16 protein-coding genes are annotated in these 20,228 nt (G+C 67.2%); 9 read left to right on the forward strand and 7 right to left on the reverse strand.

Going from position 1 to position 20,228, the window contains the following annotated elements; all coding sequences use genetic code 11:
• Nucleotides 1-43 precede the first annotated feature (43 nt).
• Nucleotides 44-2,719: an AMP-binding protein gene (locus BMX78_RS04170; RefSeq protein WP_091416748.1), complete on the forward strand. Its 2,676-nt coding sequence runs from the start codon at nucleotides 44-46 to the stop codon at nucleotides 2,717-2,719.
• A gap of 214 nt (nucleotides 2,720-2,933) precedes the next feature.
• Here the strand turns inward: BMX78_RS04170 and BMX78_RS23255 are convergent, their stop codons facing one another.
• Nucleotides 2,934-3,734, reverse strand: coding sequence for a hypothetical protein (locus BMX78_RS23255; RefSeq protein WP_211482543.1), 801 nt, complete (start codon nucleotides 3,732-3,734; stop codon nucleotides 2,934-2,936).
• A gap of 437 nt (nucleotides 3,735-4,171) precedes the next feature.
• Between BMX78_RS23255 and BMX78_RS04180 the strand changes: the two genes are divergently transcribed.
• The gene (locus BMX78_RS04180) at nucleotides 4,172-4,537 is read left to right on the forward strand and encodes an ArsR/SmtB family transcription factor (RefSeq protein WP_091416751.1); all 366 of its coding nucleotides are present in this window, start codon (nucleotides 4,172-4,174) and stop codon (nucleotides 4,535-4,537) included.
• Entirely contained in the window at nucleotides 4,534-5,664 is a 1,131-nt protein-coding gene (locus BMX78_RS04185) for a cation diffusion facilitator family transporter (RefSeq protein ID WP_091416753.1), read from the forward strand. The genes BMX78_RS04180 and BMX78_RS04185 overlap by 4 nt, the downstream gene beginning before the upstream one ends.
• Before the next feature lie 450 nt (nucleotides 5,665-6,114).
• Here the strand turns inward: BMX78_RS04185 and BMX78_RS04190 are convergent, their stop codons facing one another.
• Together BMX78_RS04190 and BMX78_RS04195 are read right to left on the reverse strand one after the other, a co-directional pair.
• Complete coding sequence (locus BMX78_RS04190) at nucleotides 6,115-7,731, reverse strand: ABC transporter permease (protein ID WP_091416756.1); 1,617 nt, start codon at nucleotides 7,729-7,731, stop codon at nucleotides 6,115-6,117.
• Nucleotides 7,731-8,720, reverse strand: a complete 990-nt coding sequence (locus tag BMX78_RS04195; RefSeq protein WP_091416759.1) for an ABC transporter ATP-binding protein — start codon at nucleotides 8,718-8,720, stop codon at nucleotides 7,731-7,733. Before BMX78_RS04195 ends, BMX78_RS04190 begins: the two co-directional genes overlap by 1 nt.
• 217 nt (nucleotides 8,721-8,937) lie before the next feature.
• Between BMX78_RS04195 and BMX78_RS04200 the strand changes: the two genes are divergently transcribed.
• On the forward strand, nucleotides 8,938-9,678 hold the full coding sequence (locus tag BMX78_RS04200) for an ABC transporter permease (protein ID WP_091416761.1): 741 nt from the start codon (nucleotides 8,938-8,940) through the stop codon (nucleotides 9,676-9,678).
• Between the two features lie 12 nt (nucleotides 9,679-9,690).
• On the opposite strand, the gene BMX78_RS04205 is transcribed toward BMX78_RS04200, so the two are convergent.
• The 4 genes from BMX78_RS04205 to BMX78_RS04220 form a co-directional block, all read right to left on the reverse strand.
• Nucleotides 9,691-9,990, reverse strand: coding sequence for a DUF4193 domain-containing protein (locus tag BMX78_RS04205; protein WP_091416764.1), 300 nt, complete (start codon nucleotides 9,988-9,990; stop codon nucleotides 9,691-9,693).
• Between the two features lie 65 nt (nucleotides 9,991-10,055).
• Nucleotides 10,056-10,508 (reverse strand): SgcJ/EcaC family oxidoreductase, encoded by a 453-nt coding sequence (locus BMX78_RS04210; protein ID WP_091416766.1) that lies wholly within the window; start codon nucleotides 10,506-10,508, stop codon nucleotides 10,056-10,058.
• Complete coding sequence (locus BMX78_RS04215) at nucleotides 10,501-11,514, reverse strand: alpha/beta fold hydrolase (RefSeq protein ID WP_091416769.1); 1,014 nt, start codon at nucleotides 11,512-11,514, stop codon at nucleotides 10,501-10,503. Before BMX78_RS04215 ends, BMX78_RS04210 begins: the two co-directional genes overlap by 8 nt.
• Before the next feature lie 35 nt (nucleotides 11,515-11,549).
• Complete coding sequence (locus BMX78_RS04220) at nucleotides 11,550-11,924, reverse strand: cupin domain-containing protein (protein ID WP_091416772.1); 375 nt, start codon at nucleotides 11,922-11,924, stop codon at nucleotides 11,550-11,552.
• A gap of 265 nt (nucleotides 11,925-12,189) precedes the next feature.
• On the opposite strand from BMX78_RS04220, the gene BMX78_RS04225 reads away from it, so the two are divergent.
• The 5 genes from BMX78_RS04225 to BMX78_RS04245 all read left to right on the forward strand — a co-directional run bounded on the left by BMX78_RS04225 (nucleotide 12,190) and on the right by BMX78_RS04245 (nucleotide 20,157).
• On the forward strand, nucleotides 12,190-13,620 hold the full coding sequence (locus BMX78_RS04225) for an alkaline phosphatase PhoX (protein WP_091416773.1): 1,431 nt from the start codon (nucleotides 12,190-12,192) through the stop codon (nucleotides 13,618-13,620).
• 190 nt (nucleotides 13,621-13,810) lie between these two features.
• On the forward strand, nucleotides 13,811-17,707 hold the full coding sequence (locus BMX78_RS04230; RefSeq protein ID WP_091416776.1) for a Pls/PosA family non-ribosomal peptide synthetase: 3,897 nt from the start codon (nucleotides 13,811-13,813) through the stop codon (nucleotides 17,705-17,707).
• Nucleotides 17,704-19,128, forward strand: coding sequence for a M1 family metallopeptidase (locus tag BMX78_RS04235; protein ID WP_170850682.1), 1,425 nt, complete (start codon nucleotides 17,704-17,706; stop codon nucleotides 19,126-19,128). The genes BMX78_RS04230 and BMX78_RS04235 overlap by 4 nt, the downstream gene beginning before the upstream one ends.
• Nucleotides 19,125-19,847, forward strand: coding sequence for a 4'-phosphopantetheinyl transferase family protein (locus BMX78_RS04240; RefSeq protein WP_091416778.1), 723 nt, complete (start codon nucleotides 19,125-19,127; stop codon nucleotides 19,845-19,847). The genes BMX78_RS04235 and BMX78_RS04240 overlap by 4 nt, the downstream gene beginning before the upstream one ends.
• Before the next feature lie 121 nt (nucleotides 19,848-19,968).
• On the forward strand, nucleotides 19,969-20,157 hold the full coding sequence (locus BMX78_RS04245; RefSeq protein ID WP_091416780.1) for a three-helix bundle dimerization domain-containing protein: 189 nt from the start codon (nucleotides 19,969-19,971) through the stop codon (nucleotides 20,155-20,157).
• Nucleotides 20,158-20,228: the final 71 nt, after the last annotated feature.

Genomic DNA, 20,228 nt, shown 5'->3' on the forward strand with positions numbered 1-20,228 from the left:
CGTCCATTTGAGTTAGGTTAGGGTTCCCTTATAAGGTGCACCGGTGACGTTACAGACAGAGCTCGCCGGCGTCTCCTTTGCCGCCACCCTGGCCCGCTTTGGAGACCGCACCGCCGTCAGCACCCAGACCGGCTCATTGAGCTACCGCGAGCTCGCCCGCCGGGTGGAGGACATGGTCCACTCATTCGGCCAAGGCCGGCGCCTGGTTGCACTTGAGGCCGAGAACAGCCTGCCGTCGCTCGTGGCCTACCTGGCCGCCCTCGCGGCCGGGAACCCGCTGCTGGTCCTGCCCTCCGGCGGCTCGGCTGCCGATGCCCTGATCGCGGCCTACAACCCGGACATCGTGGTGCAGGCGTCCTCCGGCGAAGCGGTCCTGGACGTGCGCCGCGAGGACACCGCGCACGATTTGCATCCGGACCTGGCGCTGCTGCTCAGCACCTCCGGGTCCACCGGCTCGCCCAAACTGGCGCGCCTGTCCGCCGGCAGTATCCAGGCCAACGCCGCCGCGATCGCCGAGTACCTGCAGCTGCGCCCCAGCGACACCGCCGCCACCACGCTCCCCCTCTCCTACTGCTACGGCATGAGCGTGGTCAACAGCCACTTCCTCGTGGGTGCCACCCTGGCGCTGACGGATCTTTCGGTGGTGGACCCCTGCTTCTGGGACCTCGTCCGCGCTGAGAAGGTGACGTCCTTCGCCGCGGTGCCCTACACGTTCGACCTCCTGGACCGGGTGGGCTTTGCGGACATGGACGTGCCGAGCCTGCGGTACATCACGCAGGCCGGCGGACGGCTGGCCCCGGACCGCGTGCGCTCCTACGCCGAGCTGGGCCGACAGCAGGGGTGGGACCTGTTTGTGATGTACGGCCAGACCGAGGCGACGGCGCGCATGGCCTACCTCCCGCCGGACCAGGCTGCTGAGAATCCGCAGGCCATCGGCGTGCCCGTGCCCGGCGGGTCCTTCCGGCTGGAGCCCGTCCCCGGACTGGACGCCTCAGAGCTGGTGTACTCCGGGCCGAACGTGATGCTGGGGTACGCCGAGCGGCCCGAGGACCTTGCCCTGGGCCGGGTGGTCACCGAGCTTCAGACCGGCGACCTCGCCCGCCGCGGCGCCAGCGGCCTCTACGAGATCGTGGGCCGGCGCAGCCGGTTCGTGAAGATCGTGGGCCTCCGGGTGGACCTGGGGCAGGTGGAAAAGATCCTGGCCGATCTCGGCGTGACCGCTGCCGCTGCCGGCACCGACGACGCTGTCGTGGTCGCCATCGAAGGCGACCACAACCTCGCCCTCATCGCCAAAACCCTGGCGCAGGACCTGGGCCTGCCGCGCGCCGCCGTCGAACTTCATCCCGTGGAGGCCATCCCGCGGCTCAGCAACGGGAAGCCGGACTACCCCGCCGTCGCCGCCCTCGCCTCCGAACGGGGGAACGACGACGACGCTCCCTCGGCCCCAGACGCGGGCTCCACTGATGTGCGCCGCATCTTCGCCGAAGTGCTGGAGCAGGACGACGTCGCCGATACCGACACGTTCGTGTCCCTCGGCGGCGACTCGCTCTCCTACGTGGCAGCGTCCCTCCGGCTGGAGCAGGCGCTCGGCTACCTTCCGCAGGGCTGGCACCTGATGCCGGTGTGCGAGCTCGCCCCGGCGCCGCACGCATCACTCCGCCAGGTGCCGCCGTCGGGCACTCATCGTCCGGAGAAGCCACGAGGACTCAGTGCCTGGCGGCGGAAGGTGCTCGCGCCGATGGAGACGGGGATCGTGCTCCGCGCCGTGGCCATCATCTTTATCGTCTCCACCCACATCGGTTTCTTCCACTGGACGGGCACCGCACACGTCCTCATGGCCCTGGCCGGCTACAACTTTGCCCGATTCCAGTTGTCCGGCGAGCGCACGGCACGGCTGCGGCGGCACCTGCGCAGCATCGCGCGGATTGTGGTGCCCAGTGTGGCGGTCATCGCCCTTGCGTTCGCCATCACGGACAAATACGCCTGGTACAACGTGTTCCTGCTGAACCCGCTGCTGGGCCCGCCGGGGTGGAGCGACTACTCGCGTTTCTGGTTTGTGGAGATCCTGGTCCACATCCTCCTGGGCCTGGCCGCGGTGCTGGCCATCCCGGCCGTTGACCGGGCAGTGCGCCGGTGGCCGTGGGCTTTCGGGATGGCCCTGGTGGCGGTTGATATGCCGCTGTTTTTTGGCCTCGTGGACAGCCACTATCCGGGCCAGGGTCCTGTGCTGTGGCTGTTCGGGCTGGGCTGGGCCGCTGCCACTTCCCGCACGCTATGGCACAGGGCGGCCGTGACGGCGGTGGCGTTCCTGGTGGTTCCCGAGTCCTTCGACAACCCCTACCGCAGCGCCACCATCCTGGCCGGCTGCCTCATCCTGCTCTGGCTGCCCACCCTGCACGTTCCCCGCGGGCTGCACCGGATCACCGCCCTGCTGGCCAGCGCGTCCCTGCACATCTACGTGACCCACTGGCTGGTGTATCCGCTGGTTGACCCCTACAGCAAGGGCCTGGCCGTGCTGGCTTCCCTGGCTTGCGGGGTCCTCTACTGGATCCTGGCCACGCGGGCCATGGGGTTCGTGGAGAAGCGGATGAAGCGCCGGCGCTCTCGGTCCGCTGTTGCCGCCGCCGTGCATTCCCGCCCGGTTACTTTCCGGGCCTACGGACGCCGCGCCGCGGACGACGGCGTGTCCCCGGCTCTGGCGCCCGGCTTGCGGGAGTAACCGGGAAGGAACGCACTGGCCCCTGGTGTTCCCTGCGTCAGTAGCGGTTACGCGGAGGGCGGGACTGGGCGGCGCGCATCTGCTTGGCTTTTCCGCGCCTGCATGATCCGGCTGATGATGGTGGGGAGCAAGGCGAACAGGAGTTTCTTCACAAGACTGGTCCTTTGGTTGGGGCCTGGTTTTTGTTCTTGCTGTTGGTTTTTGTCCTTGCTGTTTACGGCTGTCGCTCTGAAGCCCGGACCTCGCTGAACGGATCGTCCGGATCCTTCAGCGGCACGCCGCCCGCTTCGGTCCCGGAATAGGAGGGGCGGGCAGGTTCGCCGTAGATAGTTTCGCCGTAAGTGGCGGGCGTGGCGGGCGTGGCAGCCTGGTCCCGGTACACCGGTTCCGCGCCCCATGGTGGAGCTTTTGTTCCGGCCGTCTGCCCAGCCACGGACTGGACTCCGGCCTGTGCTGTCGGGGCCCCTGCCTGCAAACCGCGGGCCACGCGGCCGGCCAGGATCCCGGCGCCGGCAGCCAGGAGCAGGAACGTTCCGGGTTTCCGGCGGGCGAAGGACTGCACGTCAGCCAGCAACGCCGACGGTTCCTTATTTTCAATCCAGGAGGCAACCGAAGTGGCCCTCCCGGCGGCCTGCCGGACCAGGTCACTGGCCACTCCCTGTTCCGCCGGGGCATCCGCCATGGAGTGCAGCTGGCTGGAGATGCTGCGGATTCCATCGGCCGCCTTCCGTTGCTGCTCTCCAGCCTGGCTGCTGACGCCCGCCTTCGCTTGCTGCAACAGACCCTGCGCGCTGGACTTGGCCTCGGTGGCGACGTTTGCGGCCTCAAGCCTGGCGGTCTGGGCCACATTGCGGGCCGCACCGGCCGCCTGCCCGGCAACCTTCGACGTCTCCTCCTTTGCTGCATCCTTCTTGGTGACATAGGTTTCCGGCTCCGCTGAAGCATCGGCCGGGGTGTTCCCGTACTGGTCGAGAGGGCTTCCGGCAGAGGGCTCAGGCCACTGGTTCTCGGACATCGTCACTCGCTTCCACTGGATCCTGCTGGCTGTTTGAGCCCAGCCGGATCAATTAGTAAGTAGGGTTACTAATTAGATAGTAGGCACACTGGCGGACCGTCGCGCAAGACGGGATGCGCAATCGGGTAGCCCTCTTCTGCCCAACCACCTCCGCCGAGAAGGCAGTTCACGGCAGTCCCCGCCCCTGGGATTGCCGTCAAATGTCATCTCGCGGTCCGTGGCGGACTTCCCTAACGCCTTCAGCCGTTCGACCCGTTCCACGCTGGCCCGGTTATTGACGCCTGCCTGCATTTTCACCCACCGCTTCGTGGTCAACTGCCCCAAAAACCGGGCCGGTTTAGCAACGGCCAGACGGGTGGCGCGCCATACTGCCGGGCCCGAGGCCGCGTTTGCAGTGGATTTGTCATCCCACTGCGCGGCTATGTCAGAATATGCGTATGAATGCAGATAATAGTGCTTGCTCGTTGAGCGCAGACAGCCAGTACGTGGAGCTGGCCGTTGAAGTGTTCGCGATGCTGGCCGACGCCACGCGGGTGCGCATCATCCTTGCCCTGCGCGACGGCGAGATGGCGGTGGGTGCGCTGGCCGACGTGGTGGGGAAATCACCGGCCGCGGTTTCCCAGCACCTGGCCAAGATGCGCCTGGCCCGGATGGTCTCCACCCGCCAGGACGGCACCAAAGTTTTGTACCGGCTGGAAAACGAGCATGCGCGGCAGCTCGTCGCGGATGCCATTTTCCAGGCCGAGCACGCACTCGGCGGAGAACCGGCGCACCACCGCCGCGAACGGAAGGCCGCATCATGAGCAGGCAGGACCACGTTCACCAGCACGCAGAGGCCGGGCATTCCCACGACGACGGGCACAGCCACGATCACGGGCACTCCCATCCCCATGATCACGGCCATGACCACGGGCACAGCCACGATGACGACCACACCCATGGACATGACCACGGGCACGGGCACAGCCATGACCACGATGGGCACCACCACAGCGGATTCAAAGGCTGGCTCTTCGAGCTGTTCGTTCCCCACACCCACGATGCCGCCGACTCCATCGACGACGCCATGGAAGCCAGCGTCGAAGGTATCCGCGCGCTGAAGATCAGCCTCTTCCTGCTCCTCGCCACCACCATCCTGCAGTTCCTGGTGGTGCTGGTCAGCGGCTCCGTGGCCCTTCTGGCCGACACCATCCACAACTTCTCGGACGCCCTCACCGCGGTGCCGCTCTGGGTCGCGTTCATCCTGGGCCGCCGCGCCGCCACCCGCCGCTACACCTACGGTTTTGGCCGGGCGGAGGACCTGGCGGGCCTGTTCATCGTTGCCGTTGTGGCCCTGTCCGCCGTCGTCGCGGCATGGCAGTCCGTGGACCGTCTGCTGAACCCCCAGCCGCTGGCCAACCTGTGGTGGGTCTTCGCCGCCGGCCTGATCGGCTTCGCGGGCAACGAGGCGGTGGCCATCTACCGCATCAGGGTGGGCCGCCGGATCGGCTCCGCCGCCCTCGTGGCCGACGGTGTGCACGCCCGCACGGACGGTTTCACGTCCCTGGCGGTGGTGCTCGGCGCGGCCGGCGTGATGCTCGGCTTCCCCCTGGCCGACCCCATCGGTGGCCTCCTGATATCCGCTGCCATCCTGGTGCTGTTGTGGGGAACCGTACGCAGCATCGGCCGTCGTCTTATGGACCGTATTGAGCCGGACCTGGTGGACACGGCACAGAAGGCGCTTGAAGGAACGCCGGGCGTCCTGGCCGTGCCGCGCCTCCAGCTGCGCTGGTCCGGTCACCGGCTGCAGGGCGCAGCCACGTTGGTGATGGATGACGGCGTCACGCTGGCTGAGGCCGAACAGGTTACCCGCGAGGCCGCGCACCGCCTGAAGCATGCGCTGCCCAAGGCGGACGACATGGTCCTCACTCCCCTGGCCGCCACCCGATAGCGAACAGCAGGGGCCGCCGTCGTGCGTTCCTTCCCAGTTACCTCCTTGGGCTAAGCGGCGCGAGGCCTAAAACAATGGCCCGTTCCGTTCCGTACGTAGAAGTAACTGGGCGGGAACGCACGCAGCAGCTAGGTTCCCGGGAAGTACTTCCGGCTGTCGTGCTCCGGTGGACGGTCCCCGTGGTCAAGGTGTCCAGACCAAGTGTCGGCACGGCGGGCAATTTTTCCGCACCGGGTACAGTGCCGTCGAAAAGTTCCCTTTGGTTCTTCTACCGTCAGCCAGTGGTGCCCCAAATTCACCTTGCAAAGCAGCTTTCTCAACATCAGCGCTCCATCCAGGATTTTCGCACAAGATTCATGCGGGCCACTGCAGGCTTCAATTGTCCGCCGGCGCAGAAGGGGGCACCAGTGGTTTGCTGCGCAGGGTACTTGGGACACCTCGACCGCGCCGTCAAACAGTCATGTCCCGCTCCTTCACCAGGCGGGCCGCAGCGGCCGCAGCAAGAAGCACGACGGCGGCCATCATCAGGGCGCCGTCCCGGTTGAAGGCCTCAACGGGCATGGCGGAAGAATGCCGGAACGGGCTCAGGTCCTGGAGCCAGGCGGGCAGTCCCAACAGTTCGCCGAACTGTCCAAGGACCAGCGCCACTGCCAGTGCGCCCCAACCAACAGCACTGGTCCATCGGGGCCGGATCGCGAACACCAGCGCTGTCAAAGCAGGGAATACGAGCGCCGCGGGCACGTGGGCCAAGGCGCCGGCAAACACAGTTCCGGGGTTGCTTCCCCCGGCCTGAACCAAGGCGAGCACCAGGCCGGCGGAGGCTCCGGCAGCGGCGGCGACGGCCGTCGTCGAGATTGCTGCGATGGCAAGTGACCCGCCCAGCCAGCGGACGCGCGACGCCGGCACGGCCAGGAGCAGCTCGGCCCGCCCTTCCGCCTCTTCCGCATGCAGCCGCAGCACGGCCTGGATGCCCGCGGCGGCAGCCATGATCCCGGCCAGCCCCAGCATCGCGGTGGTGAACAGATCCACCATGCTTGCTTCGCCGGGCACCACGCGCCTGATCAGTTCAGCCACGGACGGGTTTCCGGCCAGGGCGTCCCGTACTACGGGGCCCAGGCCGCCGGCCACCACACCCAGCACCCCAGCGGTAAGGCACCAGCCGGCCACGGTTCCGCGTTGCAGGCGCCAGGCCAGGCCAAAAAACGACGCCAGGCCGGGGCGCGCCCGCGCCGCCCCTGATTCGTTCGCAGGGATGTAGCTGGCCCCCAAGTCCCTGCGGTTCCTCAGCAGCACCGCGGTTGTTGCCAGGACAAGGGCTGCGGAGGCAAGGACGAGAAGCGGACGGGGGTCGGCATCCGTAAACGGCCTGACGCGCTGGCCCCAGCCGATGGGTGAGAACAGCGAAGGCCAGGCGGCCACTACATGCAGCGGGGAATCCGCGGTGCCCAGCGCATCCCCCGCCCCGCGCAGCAGATAGGCCGCGCCCACCAGTGCAGCCGCCGCCCCGTTGGCGCTCCGGGCGGATGGCATGGCCTGCGCCACCAGGGCGGCCGTGGCCGTGAAGAACAACCCGACTGCTCCCACAGCCGCACCGGCGAGCAAGGAACCCGTCACCGGCAGGCCGGCGCCGGTGAACCCGGCCGCCACCACCAGGGCGAGGACCGCGTTGGCGCCACCGCCCAGCAGCAGGGTGGCGCCAAGGGATGCCGTCCGGTTCACAGGGGCGGCGCCCACCAGCTCCGCACGGCCCTGGTCCTCATCGGCACGGGTGTGGCGCACCACCAGGAACGTGCTCATCAGGCCGGCCAGCACGGCGGTGAACGAATAGCCCTGGAAGAAGGTGACTGCCCCGGAGCCGATCCCGTCGGGAAGCCCGCGCAGGAACAGGAAAGCCGGACTCGCAGCGGCCACTCCCATCAGGGCGGCCCGCTCCGTGTCCGCAGCGAATTCCGTGGTGACGGCGCTGGCTGCGGCGTATCCGAGCCCGGCGATGCCCACGGTCCAAGCCGCGAGCTCGCCACAGTCACGGCGTCCCTGGAGCCGGGCCAGGCGGACGACGGCGCCCATCACCGGACCTGGCTTTCCCTGGTGACGGGGGTGGCTGGGGTTGCGGGGCTCTCCTGGTCTGGCTGCCTGTTGGCCTGCCCGGTTCCATAGCCTGTGGCCTGCCCGCCGTAGTGGCGCATAAACAATTCCTCAAGGGAAGGCGGCGAGGCAGTGAAGGCCGTGACGCCGGCTGTTGCCAATGCTTGCAGGACCGTCCCCAGGTCCGCTGCATCGGCGTCGAACTCCATGGTTGACCCGTCACGGCGGAAGTCATGGATACCCTGCACCGTTGCCACCACTTCCGGGTTCGCTGCGATGACGCGGAAGCGGGTCCTGGTCAGATGCCGAAGGTCGGCGAGGGTGCCGGATTCCACGGCCGCTCCAGAACGGATGATGGTGACCCTGTCACACAACTGTTCCACCTCCGCCAGGATGTGGCTGGACAGCAGCACCGTGGCCCCATCCGCACTGACCCTGCGGACATGCCGGCGGAAGACGTCGTCCATGACCGGGTCAAGGCCGGAGCTGGGTTCATCCAGGAGGTAGAGCCGGGCGGGCCGGGAAAAGGCGGCAATCAGCGCTGCCTTCTGCCGGTTGCCCTTGGAATAGGTCCGCGCCTTTTTTCGCGGATCGAAATCCAACTCCTCAATCAGTTGCCGCCGAAGCCCTTCATCGGCTCCGCCGCGCAGGCCGGCGAGCAGGTCCACTACCTCCCCGCCGGTGAGGTTGGGCCAGAGCGTCACGTCCCCCGGGACATAGGCGATATCCCGGTGTGCCCGCACAGGTTCGGCCCAGGGGTCAATGCCAAACACGCGCGCGGTTCCGGAGGTGGGCTTGATCAGGCCCAGGAGTATCCGCAGGGTGGTGGATTTTCCGGCACCGTTGGGACCGAGGAAGCCGTGGACCTCGCCGGGCATCACAGAGAGGTCGAGGCCCGTGAGCGCCGGAGTACGCCCGAAGCTTTTAACGAGGTGCCGGGTGTGGATTACTGGGGATGATTCTGCGTGCATGGCCGGGTCCGTTCCTGGGTCGCAACGATCACACCCAGGCGGTTGCCAGGGGCATGCCGCGTGCGCTTCCGCACGTGGGCCGACCAGGCTTCCCGGCTCTCCGGTGCACATCTTACAGCCGCGTGTCAGGGGGCGGAAGGGGTGGCGGAAGGGGCGGCGCTTCCGCCGGCACCGAGCATTCCTGCCTGAGCGGCCCCTCCCTGAGTAGGCTGGGCTGATGGCCCTCCTCGCTGCCCTGGCACCCACCTTCGCGGCAGTGGCCATCCTCATGCTGCTCACCATGGCCGTGCTCCGGGGCGCGCGCACGCCGCAGTACTTGGCTCCCGCCCTGGCCATCCTCCGCGGGGCCGCCCAGCTGTCCCTCATCAGCCTGGTGCTGGGCGGCATCATCACCGATCCGCTGTGGGTGGCGGCCGCGCTGGTGGTGATGTTCAGCGTGGCTGCCGTGACGGCAACCCGCAGGCTGGGCTGGTCGGGGCCGCGGTTTTTGGTGGTGGCAGGGACCATGGCCCTGGGGATTGCGGTGACGCTCGGCGTCGTGTTCGGCACCGGGGCGGTGGCACTGGAGCCTCGGTACGTCCTGGCTGTGGGCGGCATTGTGATCGGCAACTGCATGACCATCGCCGTCCTTGCCGGGCACCGGTTCTACGACGCCGTCCGGGAACAGTGGGACCAAGTGGAAGGCTGGCTTGCCTTGGGTGCCACGGCCCGGCGGGCCACACTGACCCAGGCGCGGAACTCGGTGCACGCGGCCCTGATCCCGTCCACTGACCAGACCAAAACCACCGGCCTGGTGACCCTGCCCGGTGCGTTTGTTGGAGCGATCTTCGGCGGCGCGTCCCCGTTCGAGGCCGGCCGCTTCCAGGTGGTGGTGTTGGCGTCCATCATGGCGGCCGGTTCGATCACCGCCGTCGCACTGATCCGGACCCTGGGTGCAGTGAAGGTGCGGCCCGCCTAGCGGCTCTCGTGCCTAGCCTTCGCACTCCGTGCAGTATTTCTTCCCGTCCTTTTCGCGCGCCAGCTGGCTGCGGTGGTGGACGAGGAAGCACGACATACAGGTGAATTCATCGGACTGGACGGGGACCACCTGCACCTGCAGCTCTTCGCCCGAAAGGTCCGCTCCGGGCAGTTCAAAACTGTCCGCCAGCTCGGTTTCGTCGAGGTCGATCACACCGGCCTTGGGCGCAGCCTTGTCCGACTTGAGCTCATCAAGCGGTTCGCTGAGCTCTTCCTCGGCAGACTGCCGCGGGGCATCGTAATCAACTGCCACTGATTCTCCTTTATTGCTCTGGATGTTCTTGTTGGAACCACGACACAACCCGGCGGGGCGGCTGGTTATTCCCGAAGCACCTGCTCCAGCTCCGCGGTCATCGCGTTGACCAGCTCTGGCCTGCCGTGGAACTGGGCGGGCGTGTTCTGGAAGAGTTCGATGCCCCAGGCGCCCTCATCCAGCAAGGCCACGAGTGTTTGATGCGCGTTGGTGGCCGGGGCGATGTCCGTCCGGCCCGGCGGAACCAGCCCGCTGATGGCAGTGAGCAGCACGACGCCGGGTCCCAGCGGCCGCACGGAACGCACCTTGGTGACGTACGTGCCCGTGGCATGGTCCTTGAAGACGGGCTCGAGGTGCCCGAAGATCTGGTCCGGTCCGGTGGCGGCACTGCCATCAAACCCGATCTGGAACCCGCGCTGCGTAAAGAGGTTCGCCATTCCCCGGGCATCCCGCCGGTTCCAGGCAGCGATCAACCCCTCGTACAGGCTGCGGACTTTGTCCAGGTCCGAATCATCCATCGCCGCCCCCTAAGAACGTTCGGATAGTCTCTGCCATTCTCTGCGACTGCGTCCAGTGCAGATAATGATTTCCTTCCAGGGTGACGATCTGGTGGCGCTGGACATTCTTCAGGAGGTTTTCCGCCGCGGCTTCCTTTTCGGCTGAATGCTCGGTCTTCTCATCAGCGACGAAGGCCAGCACCGGCAGGTCATCCGGGTACGTCACTCCCCGGAGGGCCTGGGAGTTGTTCCCGATCCGGGCCGTCTCATCCACCATGGCCGGGTTGCCGAAGTTCCAGTTCATCATCATCCGCATGCGCCGCAGCTCATCATCGGTGTACGCCTTGCTGTCCGGGTCGGTAATGCCGGGCGCCACTGCGGTCACGGCGCGGAGGACCCCCGTGACGGCCAGGGCCCGTTGCCAGTTAAACTCGGGCTGCGGCTCCGGCACCGGCTCATTGCCGGGCTTGGGAATGGTGGCATCAATGCCCACCACGGCCGACACTTCCGCCCGGTACCGGTTGGCGTAATCAAGCATGTAGAAACCGGCGATCGAATGCCCGGCCAGCACGTACGGCTGCTTCACCTGGAGCTTGGCCAGCACGTCGTGGAGTTCATTGCTGATGTTCTCGTTAGTCCGCGGGCTGGCTTCAGGGTCGCTGTACCCGTACCCGAACCCCTCCACCACGATCACGTCAAAGCCATTGAGCGCACGGATCAGCGGCTGGAAATCGAGGGCAGGAGCCGGCGTCGACAGACCACTGAGGAGGACGATCGGCTGGCCCTCCTGCCTGTTCCGGTACACGTTCAGGGAACCACTTCCGACGGCGACGCGCTCGCCGTACGCCGGCGTGTTCGCCTTTTCGGTCCGCTCCAGGACCAGGTTGACCGCCGTCGAAAGCAGGATCAGTCCCAGGATGACGAGGGCCGCGATCCCGGCACGGCGCAGCCCGCGCCGGGGCTTTTTGGACACCCCGGCGCGGGCTGCTTCAGGCTGGTTGGAAACCTCTCGAGGAAGTGGACGCATGAGCCTTTCCGATCCATCCGACCTATATATTGCGCCTAGGCAGGCTTGGCAAACACAGCAGCACTCATGATTTCGTAGGCCACGAACGGCTCGTCGCCTTCCACCCAGGCGTCGTGGCCGGCAGGAATGGTGTACGCGTGGCCGGCGCTAACCGTGCTTTGTGTTCCGTCATCCATTCGCACTGTCAATGTTCCCGAGGCACAGATTCCTACGTGATTGACCTGGCAGCTGTCCGTATGCACCACGGTCTTGATGGTCTCGGACCAACGCCAGCCGGGTTCAAAGGTAAACCTGCCCAAGGTGGTGTCCCCGACGTTAACCACATCGACGGCGGTCTTGGGCGGACGGCGCCGCTCATCGGGATCGTCGAATGACTTCGCTTCCAGGGTTTTTACTGCTTCTCCGGCCATTTCCTTCTCCTGATAGGGAGTTATTGGAACTATTCATCCGGAGCGCCCAGACCGCTCCCGGGCTTCGTTGGCCGGCCCAGGTGGGGACCAGTGCCGTGCCAACGCTGGCACCCAGCGGTATCAGAGTGCGCCCGGCAGCGGATGGTGTCAATACGCAGGTCTGGCCAACGGCTTCCTGTCACGCCAATGTTGCCTTGCGTTCACCAGTACAGGGCAGGCTCGGGTTGTTCCGAACATACTGATGCCCATTTTCAGGAGATTTTCCATGTCCAACACTGTTTCCCGCCGCAACTTCCTCGGCGCCGGAGCAAGCGCCGCTGCCCTGGGCTTCGCCTTCGCCGGCGCCGGCAGCCTGGCCCCCTTCGCCCGGCCCGCCAACGCTGCCACCCGCAACGCCTTCGGCTACGGGACGCTGGTTTCGGACCCCAACGGCATCCTCGCGCTTCCCGAGGGCTTCTCCTACAAGCTGCTCGCCCGTTCGGGGCAGACCGCCACCACCGAGGGCGTGCACCCCTCCGATCCTGACGGCATCGGCGTCTTCGACGGCCCCAACGGCGGTTCGGTACTGATCTGCAACCACGAAAACAGCGGAAATGAGCCCTTCCCGGTTCCCGTGGTGGACGGCATCACCTACGACCCCGGCGCAAAGGGCGGCACCTCCACCCTCACCGTGGACGCCGACGGAAACCGCGTGGGCCAGTACACCTCAGTGGCCGGTACCAACAACAACTGCGCCGGCGGCATCTCACCCTGGGGCACCTGGCTTACCTGCGAGGAAACCGAAGCCCGCGCCGGGTCCGGCACGAACACCAAGGACCACGGATACGTCTTCGAGGTGGACCCCGCCAGCCGTGAGGCCAACGTCGGGTTCGCCAACATCCCGCTGAAGTTCCTGGGCCGCTACTCCCATGAGGCAGTCGCCGTCGATCCCAAAACCACCCAGATCTACCTCACCGAGGACGCCGGCAACCCCAACGGCCTGTACCTGCGCTGGACCCCGCCGGCAGGCTTCACTCCGGGCAAGGGCAGCCTCCACGCCCTGGCACAGTCCGCGGGCGGCGACGTGGCAGGCCGGCTGCAGGCCATGAAGGCCTTCCGCGGCTCCACCCACATCAAGGACCTTTCGGAAGCCACCACCGTGGGCACCCGGTACAAGGTGGAATGGGTGGACGTGCCGGACCGCGACGCCCGCACCACGTCAGTGCGCAAGCAGTTCACCAACGACGAGATCACCCGCTCCCGGAAGCTTGAAGGCCAGTGGTGGGGCGACGGCGGGGCCTACTTCGTGTCCAGCTTCGCCCGCCTCACCGACGGTTCCGTCAACGAACACGACGGCCAGGTGTGGCATTACGATCCCGCCACCGAATCCATCACGCTGAGCACCATCTTCGGCGTCAACCAGGATCCGGACCAGGACGGCGCCTTCGACGGCCCGGACAACATCACGGTGGCACCGCAGGGCGGGCTGATTCTGGCAGAGGACGGCAACGGCGTCTCCCACCTTGTCGGCGTCACCGACCAGGGCATGTCCTACCCGCTGGCCCGCAACGAGTTCAACGACTCGGAATTCTGTGGCCCGGCGTTCAGCAAGGACGGCAAGTGGCTCTTCGCCAACATCCAGTCCCCCGGCTTCACCCTGGCCATCACGGGGCCGTGGACCCGCGCGTCCAACGCCGCCACCGCGGCAGCGAACTAATTACCAGCGGGCTTGCAGCCGCCGGGGGGCTGCAAGCCCGCTGCCCGTTCACCATCCGTTCATCGCGGCCACGTATCTTTCGCCGGTGAATGCTTTCGATTCGTCCCGCCATGGCTTTAACGTCCTTGATGACGGCGACGATCTGCACCCGCCCGGACACAATGGGAAGGTGGCTACGTACCGCCCCCAAATGGCCGGCGCGGAAAAGGCAGCACCGCCCCGTACCCTGGTGCAGGTTTTCGAGGAAACGGCGCAGCGGTTCCCTGACGCGTCCGCCCTCGACGACGGCAAGGCCTCCCTGAGCTATGCCGAGCTGCATGCCGCCGCCAAGAAGTACGCGCTGCGGCTGCACAAGAGCGGCATCGGAGCGGGCCACAAGGTGGGCATCCGGATCCCGTCCGGAACCAACGAACTCTACATCGCCATCCTCGCCACCTTGTTGGTGGGCGCAGCCTACGTGCCCGTCGACGCCGACGACCCGGAGGAGCGGGCGAGCCTCGTTTTTGCGGAAGCCGGCGTAGCGGCCGTCCTGCGGGCAGGTGAAATTTCCACGATTCCGGGCAGGGACCACCCGTTCCCCTCACCCCGGCAGCCCGGCGTCGACGATGACGCCTGGGTCATTTTCACCTCCGGTTCCACGGGCAAACCCAAGGGCGTGGCCGTGACCCACCGGTCGGCTGCCGCGTTCGTGGACGCCGAGGCCCGGCTTTTCCTCCCGGCGAATCCGGTGAACTCCACGGACCGGGTCCTGGCCGGCCTGTCCGTGGCGTTCGACGCCTCGTGCGAGGAAATCTGGCTCGCCTGGCGAAACGGGGCCTGCCTGGTACCCGCTCCCCGGTCCCTGGTCCGGACCGGCATGGACCTGGGCCCATGGCTGATCACGAACGGAATCACCGTGGTGTCCACGGTCCCCACGCTTGCAGGGCTGTGGCCTGCCGAATCGCTGGAAGCGGTCCGGCTGCTGATCTTCGGCGGTGAAGCCTGCCCGCCGGACCTGGCGGCCCGGCTCGCCGTGGATGAACGCGAAGTCTGGAACACCTACGGGCCCACTGAGGCGACGGTGGTTGCCTGCGCGGCCCGGATGGACGGAACCGGCCCCGTGCGGATCGGACTGCCGCTGGACGGGTGGGACCTCGCCGTCGTCGATCCTGCCGGGATCCCGGTCAGCGAAGGCGAGACCGGAGAGCTGATCATCGGCGGCGTGGGCCTTGCCCGCTACCTGGACCCGGCTAAGGATGCCGAGAAGTACGCGCCCATGGAGACCCTAGGCTGGGACCGTGCCTACCGCAGCGGGGACCTGGTCCGCTACGAAAGCGAGGGCCTGGTGTTTGTGGGCCGGGCCGATGAACAGGTGAAACTGGGCGGGCGCCGGATCGAACTCGGGGAGATCGACGCCGCCCTGCAGTCCCTGCCCGGCATCCAGGGTGCGGCGGCCGCGGTGCAGGACACCGCGGCCGGAAACCAGATCCTCGTGGGGTACCTCGTGCCCGCGCCGGGGACCTCCGCGGACCTGGACCGGGCACGCGAGCTGCTGGCCGCCCAGTTGCCCGCTGCCCTCATCCCCCTGCTCACGGTGATCGATGGAATCCCCGTGAAAACCAGCGGCAAGGTGGACCGCCATGCGCTGCCATGGCCGCTGGCGGCACCTGCCACCGATGACCACGTGCTGCCGGACCTGGACGGGCCTTCGGCGTGGATTGTGGAGCAGTGGGCAGGGGTCCTGGGGACTGCGCCGGACAGTTTGGACGCAGATTTCTTTGCCTACGGCGGCAGCAGCCTGGCCGCGGCCCGGCTCGTCTCTGCGCTCCGGGTGCGGTATCCCACCATTACCGTGGCGGACGTTTATGCGCGCCCGCGGATCGGCGCCTTGATCGAATATGCCAGGCTTTCAGCGCCCGACGGCGGCCTGGAGGCTTCGCCGCAGCTGGAACGCCATGTGCGTCCCACCGCCCGCAGATCCCAGATCTTCCAGTTCCTGGCCGGGTTCCCGCTGCACGTGCTGGTGTCCATGCGCTGGCTGACCTACCTGATGGCCATCAACAATCTCCTGTCCATCTGGGGTGTGCTGACCGGCGCCCCTACCGTGTCCTGGTGGTGGGTCCTGGCGTCCTGGCTGGTTTTTGTGAACCCGCTGGGCCGAATGGCCGTCTCGGTTGGGGCGGCGCGCGTCCTGCTCCATGGGGTCGCTCCCGGCAGCTATCCCCGGGCCGGGAAAGTGCACCTGAGGCTGTGGCTCGCGGAACAGATCGCGGATCTGTCCGGGGCCGTCAGCCTGGCCGGGGCCCCCTGGGTCCCGTACTACGCCCGGGCGCTCGGGGCCAAGGTGGGCAAGGACGTTGACCTTCATTCCGTCCCGCCCGTGACCGGCATGCTGAGCCTGGGCTCCGGGTGCTCCATTGAACCGGAGGTGGATCTTTCGGGCTGGTGGATCGACGGCGACCTGGTGCACATCGGCCACGTCAGTGTGGGCCCGGGTGCCACGGTGGGTTCGCGGAGCACCCTGATGCCGGGTGCCCGCATCGGTGCGGGCGCAGAAGTGGCGCCGGGCTCGGCCGTCCTGGGCAAGGTCAAGGCAAACCAGCGTTTCGCGGGCTCTCCTGCCCAGCGCCTCGGCAAAGCCCAGCAGGACTGGCCAGAGCGGCCGCCGTCGGGCGTGAAGACAGTACTCGCGTTTGCCGCCTACGCTCTGGCCGCAGGGCTGCTGGCACTGATTCCGTTCGTCTCCGCCGTCATCGGCGCCCTGCCCGTCATCGCCGCCGTACAGGGCCGGGAATCCCTGTACTCGGCGGGTGCCGCTCTGCTGTGGGCGGTCCCCCTGGCGGCCGCACTCTGGTTCCTGTCCAACATGGTCCTGACGGCCGCCGTCGCCCGCCTGCTGGGCCTTGGACTCCGCGAAGGCCACTACCGGGTGCGCAGCTTCACCGGCTGGCGGGTCTGGGCCACCGAACGGGTCCTGGACATGGCACGCGACCTGCTCTTCCCCCTCTACGCGAGCCTGTTCACGCCTGTGTGGCTGCGGCTGCTCGGGGCAAAAGTGGGCCGGAACGTCGAGGCCTCCACGGTGCTGCTGCTGCCCTCCATGACCACAGTTGGGGACGGTGCCTTCCTGGCAGATGACACCATGATCGCCTCCTATGAACTCGGCGGCGGCTGGATGAGGATCGCCCCGGCGAAGATCGGCAAGCGCGCCTTCCTTGGCAATTCGGGGATGACCGGGGCCGGACGGAGCGTGCCGAAAAACTCGCTGGTTGCGGTGCTGTCCGCGACGCCGGCGAAGGCCAAGTCCGGGACGTCCTGGCTGGGCAGCCCGCCAGTGCGGCTGCGCCGGGCGCGGATGGACGTGGATCAGAGCCTGACCTTCCACCCGCCGCTGCGGCTCAAGATCTACCGCGCGCTCTGGGAACTGTGCCGGGCTGTCCCCGTGGTCCTCACCGCGGCCATAGCCATCGGCATCCTGGTGGTCCTCGACTGGGTGGCCGGCTCCGCCGGATACGCCGCCGCTGCCCTTCTCGGGGCACCCGTGCTCCTCGCTGCAGGCGGCGTGGCCGCCGCTAGTTCCGTAGCTGCGAAGTGGCTGCTGGTGGGCAGGATCAAGGCGGGCGAACACCCCTTGTGGAGCTCATTCATCTGGCGCAACGAGGTGGTGGACACCTTCATCGAGATGGTCACCGCGCCGTGGTTTGCCCGTGCCGCTGCCGGCACCCCTGCCCTGGTCTGGTGGCTGCGCGGCCTCGGCGCCAGGATTGGTTCCGGTGCGTGGTGCGAGAGCTACTGGCTGCCGGAAGCGGACCTGGTCACGCTCGGGGCCAACTCCACCGTCAACCGCGGCTGCGTCATCCAGACCCACCTCTTCCACGACCGAGTGATGAGCATCGATACAGTTACGCTGGAACCTGGGGCAACCATGGGCCCGCACGGGGTTATCCTGCCAGCTGCCCGGATCGGCGCCGGTGGAACTGTTGGGCCGGCATCCCTGGTGATGCGGGGTGAGACCGTTCCGGCCGCAAGCTTCTGGATAGGTAATCCCGTCAGCCCGTGGACTTCCCCTGCCACCACCGTTCCTGCCCGGGAGGCCCAACCACAGTGACCGCACACCACGAGCCGGTACACGCAGTTCGGGACTCTCCTGCCTCCGGTCCCCTGCCCGATCCCTACACCCCGGGGCACGGGTCCGCGGAGTATCAGGTTTCGCGCTACGAGCTGTACCTGGACTACCGCGTTTCCACGAACCGCTTGTCCGGCCATGCGGCCATCGCGGCGCGTTCCTCAGTCTTTTTGGACAGGGTGGTCCTGAACCTTGCCGGGCTGCGGGTGCTGAAAGTCCAGCTGGACGGGCAGCGGGTCCAGCGGTTCAGCCAGCGCGGCAACCAGTTGATCATCGTCCCGGCCAGGCCGCTGCCCGGCGGCACGGACTTCAGCCTGGACATCCGCTACGACGGCACACCCGGACCCTTGCGCGGGAACTGGGGCGAGGTGGGCTGGGAAGAGCTCACGGACGGGGTGCTGGTAGCCGGGCAGCCCACCGGCGCGCCGTCGTGGTTTCCCTGCAACGACCACCCCAGTCATAAGGCCAGCTTCGGGTTCACCATCACCACCGACTCCAATTACCGGGTGGTCTGCAACGGCGTGCTGGTCTCCCGCCATGCGAAGGCCAGCCGGGAAACCTGGGTGTTTGAACAAGCCGAACCGATGGCTACGTATCTGGCCACCGTGCAGATCGGGCGCTACGACCTCCGGCAGCTGGACCCCGCTGTCCATTCCCCTTCCCACCGGGCTGACGTCCCGGACGGCTTGGGTGTCCCGGACGGCTTGGGTGTTTCTGTGCCGCAGTACGTCGCGGCGCCACCGGCCCTGATGTCCTCCGCCACGGCGGCCCTCGCCCGCCAGGGCCAGATGATGGAGACCTTCGAGGCCTGCTTCGGTCCGTACCCGTTCGCCGGCTATACCGTGGTGGTGGCCGACGATCCGCTCGAGATCCCGCTGGAAGCCCAGTCCCTTTCCGTTTTCGGTCCCAACCATCTCAACCAGCAGTGGAACGACCAGCGGCTCATCGCCCACGAACTGGCCCATCAGTGGTTCGGGAACTCCCTCACTGCCACCACATGGGCCGATATCTGGCTGCATGAAGGATTCGCCTGCTATGCCGAATGGATCTGGTCCGAGGCCTCCGGGAACCTTCCGGCTTCCCAGCGGGCCGCGGCGGCCTGGCAGGGACTCGCTGTCCAGGCCCAGGACCTGCTGGTGGGTGACCCCTCACCGGAGTTGATGTTCGATGACCGGGTCTACAAGCGCGGCGCCCTTGCCCTCCATGCGGTGCGGCGGACAGCCGGGGACGTGCTGTTCTTCGAACTCCTTCGACGGTGGACGGAAAGCTTCCGCCATGGCGGGGTCACAACAGCGGACTTTATGGACACTGCGGACCGTACCTGCGCGGAAGTCCGGGGATTCAGTGCCCGCGCCATCCTCACGCCGTGGCTCTACGAGGAAGCACTCCCTCCGCTGCCATGACCCCTGCCGCAGCCCCTCAGGGACTTTCGCTGGCGGCGGTGCGGCTGTCCGGCGTCGACCTTGGCTTGGAACATGTGCTCGACGACGACGAGGTGGCCCGGGCGGGCATGTTCCGCTCCCAGGCGCTCCGGGACAGGTTCGTGGCTGGCCGGATAGCGCTCAGGCTGCACATCGGCGCGCTGACCGGCGACAGTCCGGGCTCGCTGCAGGCGCTTTACAGCTGTCCGTCCTGCCTGAACCGGGACATCCCGGGGCACGGGATTCCGGGCTATCGCGTCCCCTCGCGGACCAGTCCCCTGCGAGTCAGCCTCAGCAGGTCAGAGGATTGGTGCCTCGTGGCTGCCTGCCTCGATGACGGGGTGGCCGGCGTCGGCGTGGACCTCGAAGCTGAATCTTCTGCTGGTTTGGACGGAGTCCAGTCCGTGGCCATGACCGAAAACGAGCGTGAGAAGCTCCGGCACGTGGCGCCCGCGCTGAGGCCTGCCTTGATGACCCGGCTCTGGGTCCGCAAGGAAGCCGTCCTCAAGGCTCTCGGGACCGGACTGGCCCGGGATCCCGCCAGGGTTGATGTTGCCGGGCCGATCCCCCGCCTATTTGATGAACCGCCCCTGCAGGGGCGCTGGCAGCTTGAAGACCTGGACCCTTCCACGGTTGGCCTGCCGGACGAGTTCACGGCTGCCTGCGCCATCCGGATACTGCCAGGCCCCGAACCCAAGTAGGTAGCAGTAAGTGTCGTTTTCAGGGCTGAAAACGACACTTACTGCTATCTACTTGGGCAAGTTGGCGGGCGGGGGAGAGAGGGCTCTTGACTCTCCACCGCGCCGCCCCCAAACTTTGGCAATGACGAATGAACCCGAAGCCCTCATCGCCGTGGTCAACCGGCTCGCTGCGCGCTTTCCTGACGAACAGCGCTCGGTTATTGAGGACATTGTGGCTGAGGAACACGGCCTGCTCGACGGCGGGCACATCCGGGACTACGTCCCCGTACTTGTGGAGCGGGCGGCGAAGCTCCGGCTCTCCCGCTCGTAGCCGGCGGCACCTCCCTGCATGCCCGTTCTGCGCCGACGGGCCCCGGCCCGCACCACAACGCAATTACGTCA

The sequence above is a fragment of the Arthrobacter sp. OV608 genome, assembly GCA_900110595.1.
Lineage (GTDB): Bacteria > Actinomycetota > Actinomycetes > Actinomycetales > Micrococcaceae > Arthrobacter.

Excerpts from the sequence above, each read along its gene's own strand:
- BMX78_RS04200 (WP_091416761.1), top strand. The coding sequence starts at position 8,938 with ATGGCCCTCCTCGCTGCCCTGGCACCCACCTTCGCGGCAGTGGCCATC.
- BMX78_RS04220 (WP_091416772.1), bottom strand. The coding sequence starts at position 11,924 with ATGGCCGGAGAAGCAGTAAAAACCCTGGAAGCGAAGTCATTCGACGAT.
- BMX78_RS04230 (WP_091416776.1), top strand. The coding sequence starts at position 13,811 with ATGGCCGGCGCGGAAAAGGCAGCACCGCCCCGTACCCTGGTGCAGGTT.
- BMX78_RS04185 (WP_091416753.1), top strand. The coding sequence starts at position 4,534 with ATGAGCAGGCAGGACCACGTTCACCAGCACGCAGAGGCCGGGCATTCC.
- BMX78_RS04215 (WP_091416769.1), bottom strand. The coding sequence starts at position 11,514 with ATGCGTCCACTTCCTCGAGAGGTTTCCAACCAGCCTGAAGCAGCCCGC.
- BMX78_RS04180 (WP_091416751.1), top strand. The coding sequence starts at position 4,172 with ATGAATGCAGATAATAGTGCTTGCTCGTTGAGCGCAGACAGCCAGTAC.
- BMX78_RS04210 (WP_091416766.1), bottom strand. The coding sequence starts at position 10,508 with ATGGATGATTCGGACCTGGACAAAGTCCGCAGCCTGTACGAGGGGTTG.
- BMX78_RS04190 (WP_091416756.1), bottom strand. The coding sequence starts at position 7,731 with ATGGGCGCCGTCGTCCGCCTGGCCCGGCTCCAGGGACGCCGTGACTGT.
- BMX78_RS04195 (WP_091416759.1), bottom strand. The coding sequence starts at position 8,720 with ATGCACGCAGAATCATCCCCAGTAATCCACACCCGGCACCTCGTTAAA.
- BMX78_RS04225 (WP_091416773.1), top strand. The coding sequence starts at position 12,190 with ATGTCCAACACTGTTTCCCGCCGCAACTTCCTCGGCGCCGGAGCAAGC.
- BMX78_RS04245 (WP_091416780.1), top strand. The coding sequence starts at position 19,969 with ATGACGAATGAACCCGAAGCCCTCATCGCCGTGGTCAACCGGCTCGCT.
- BMX78_RS23255 (WP_211482543.1), bottom strand. The coding sequence starts at position 3,734 with ATGTCCGAGAACCAGTGGCCTGAGCCCTCTGCCGGAAGCCCTCTCGAC.
- BMX78_RS04240 (WP_091416778.1), top strand. The coding sequence starts at position 19,125 with ATGACCCCTGCCGCAGCCCCTCAGGGACTTTCGCTGGCGGCGGTGCGG.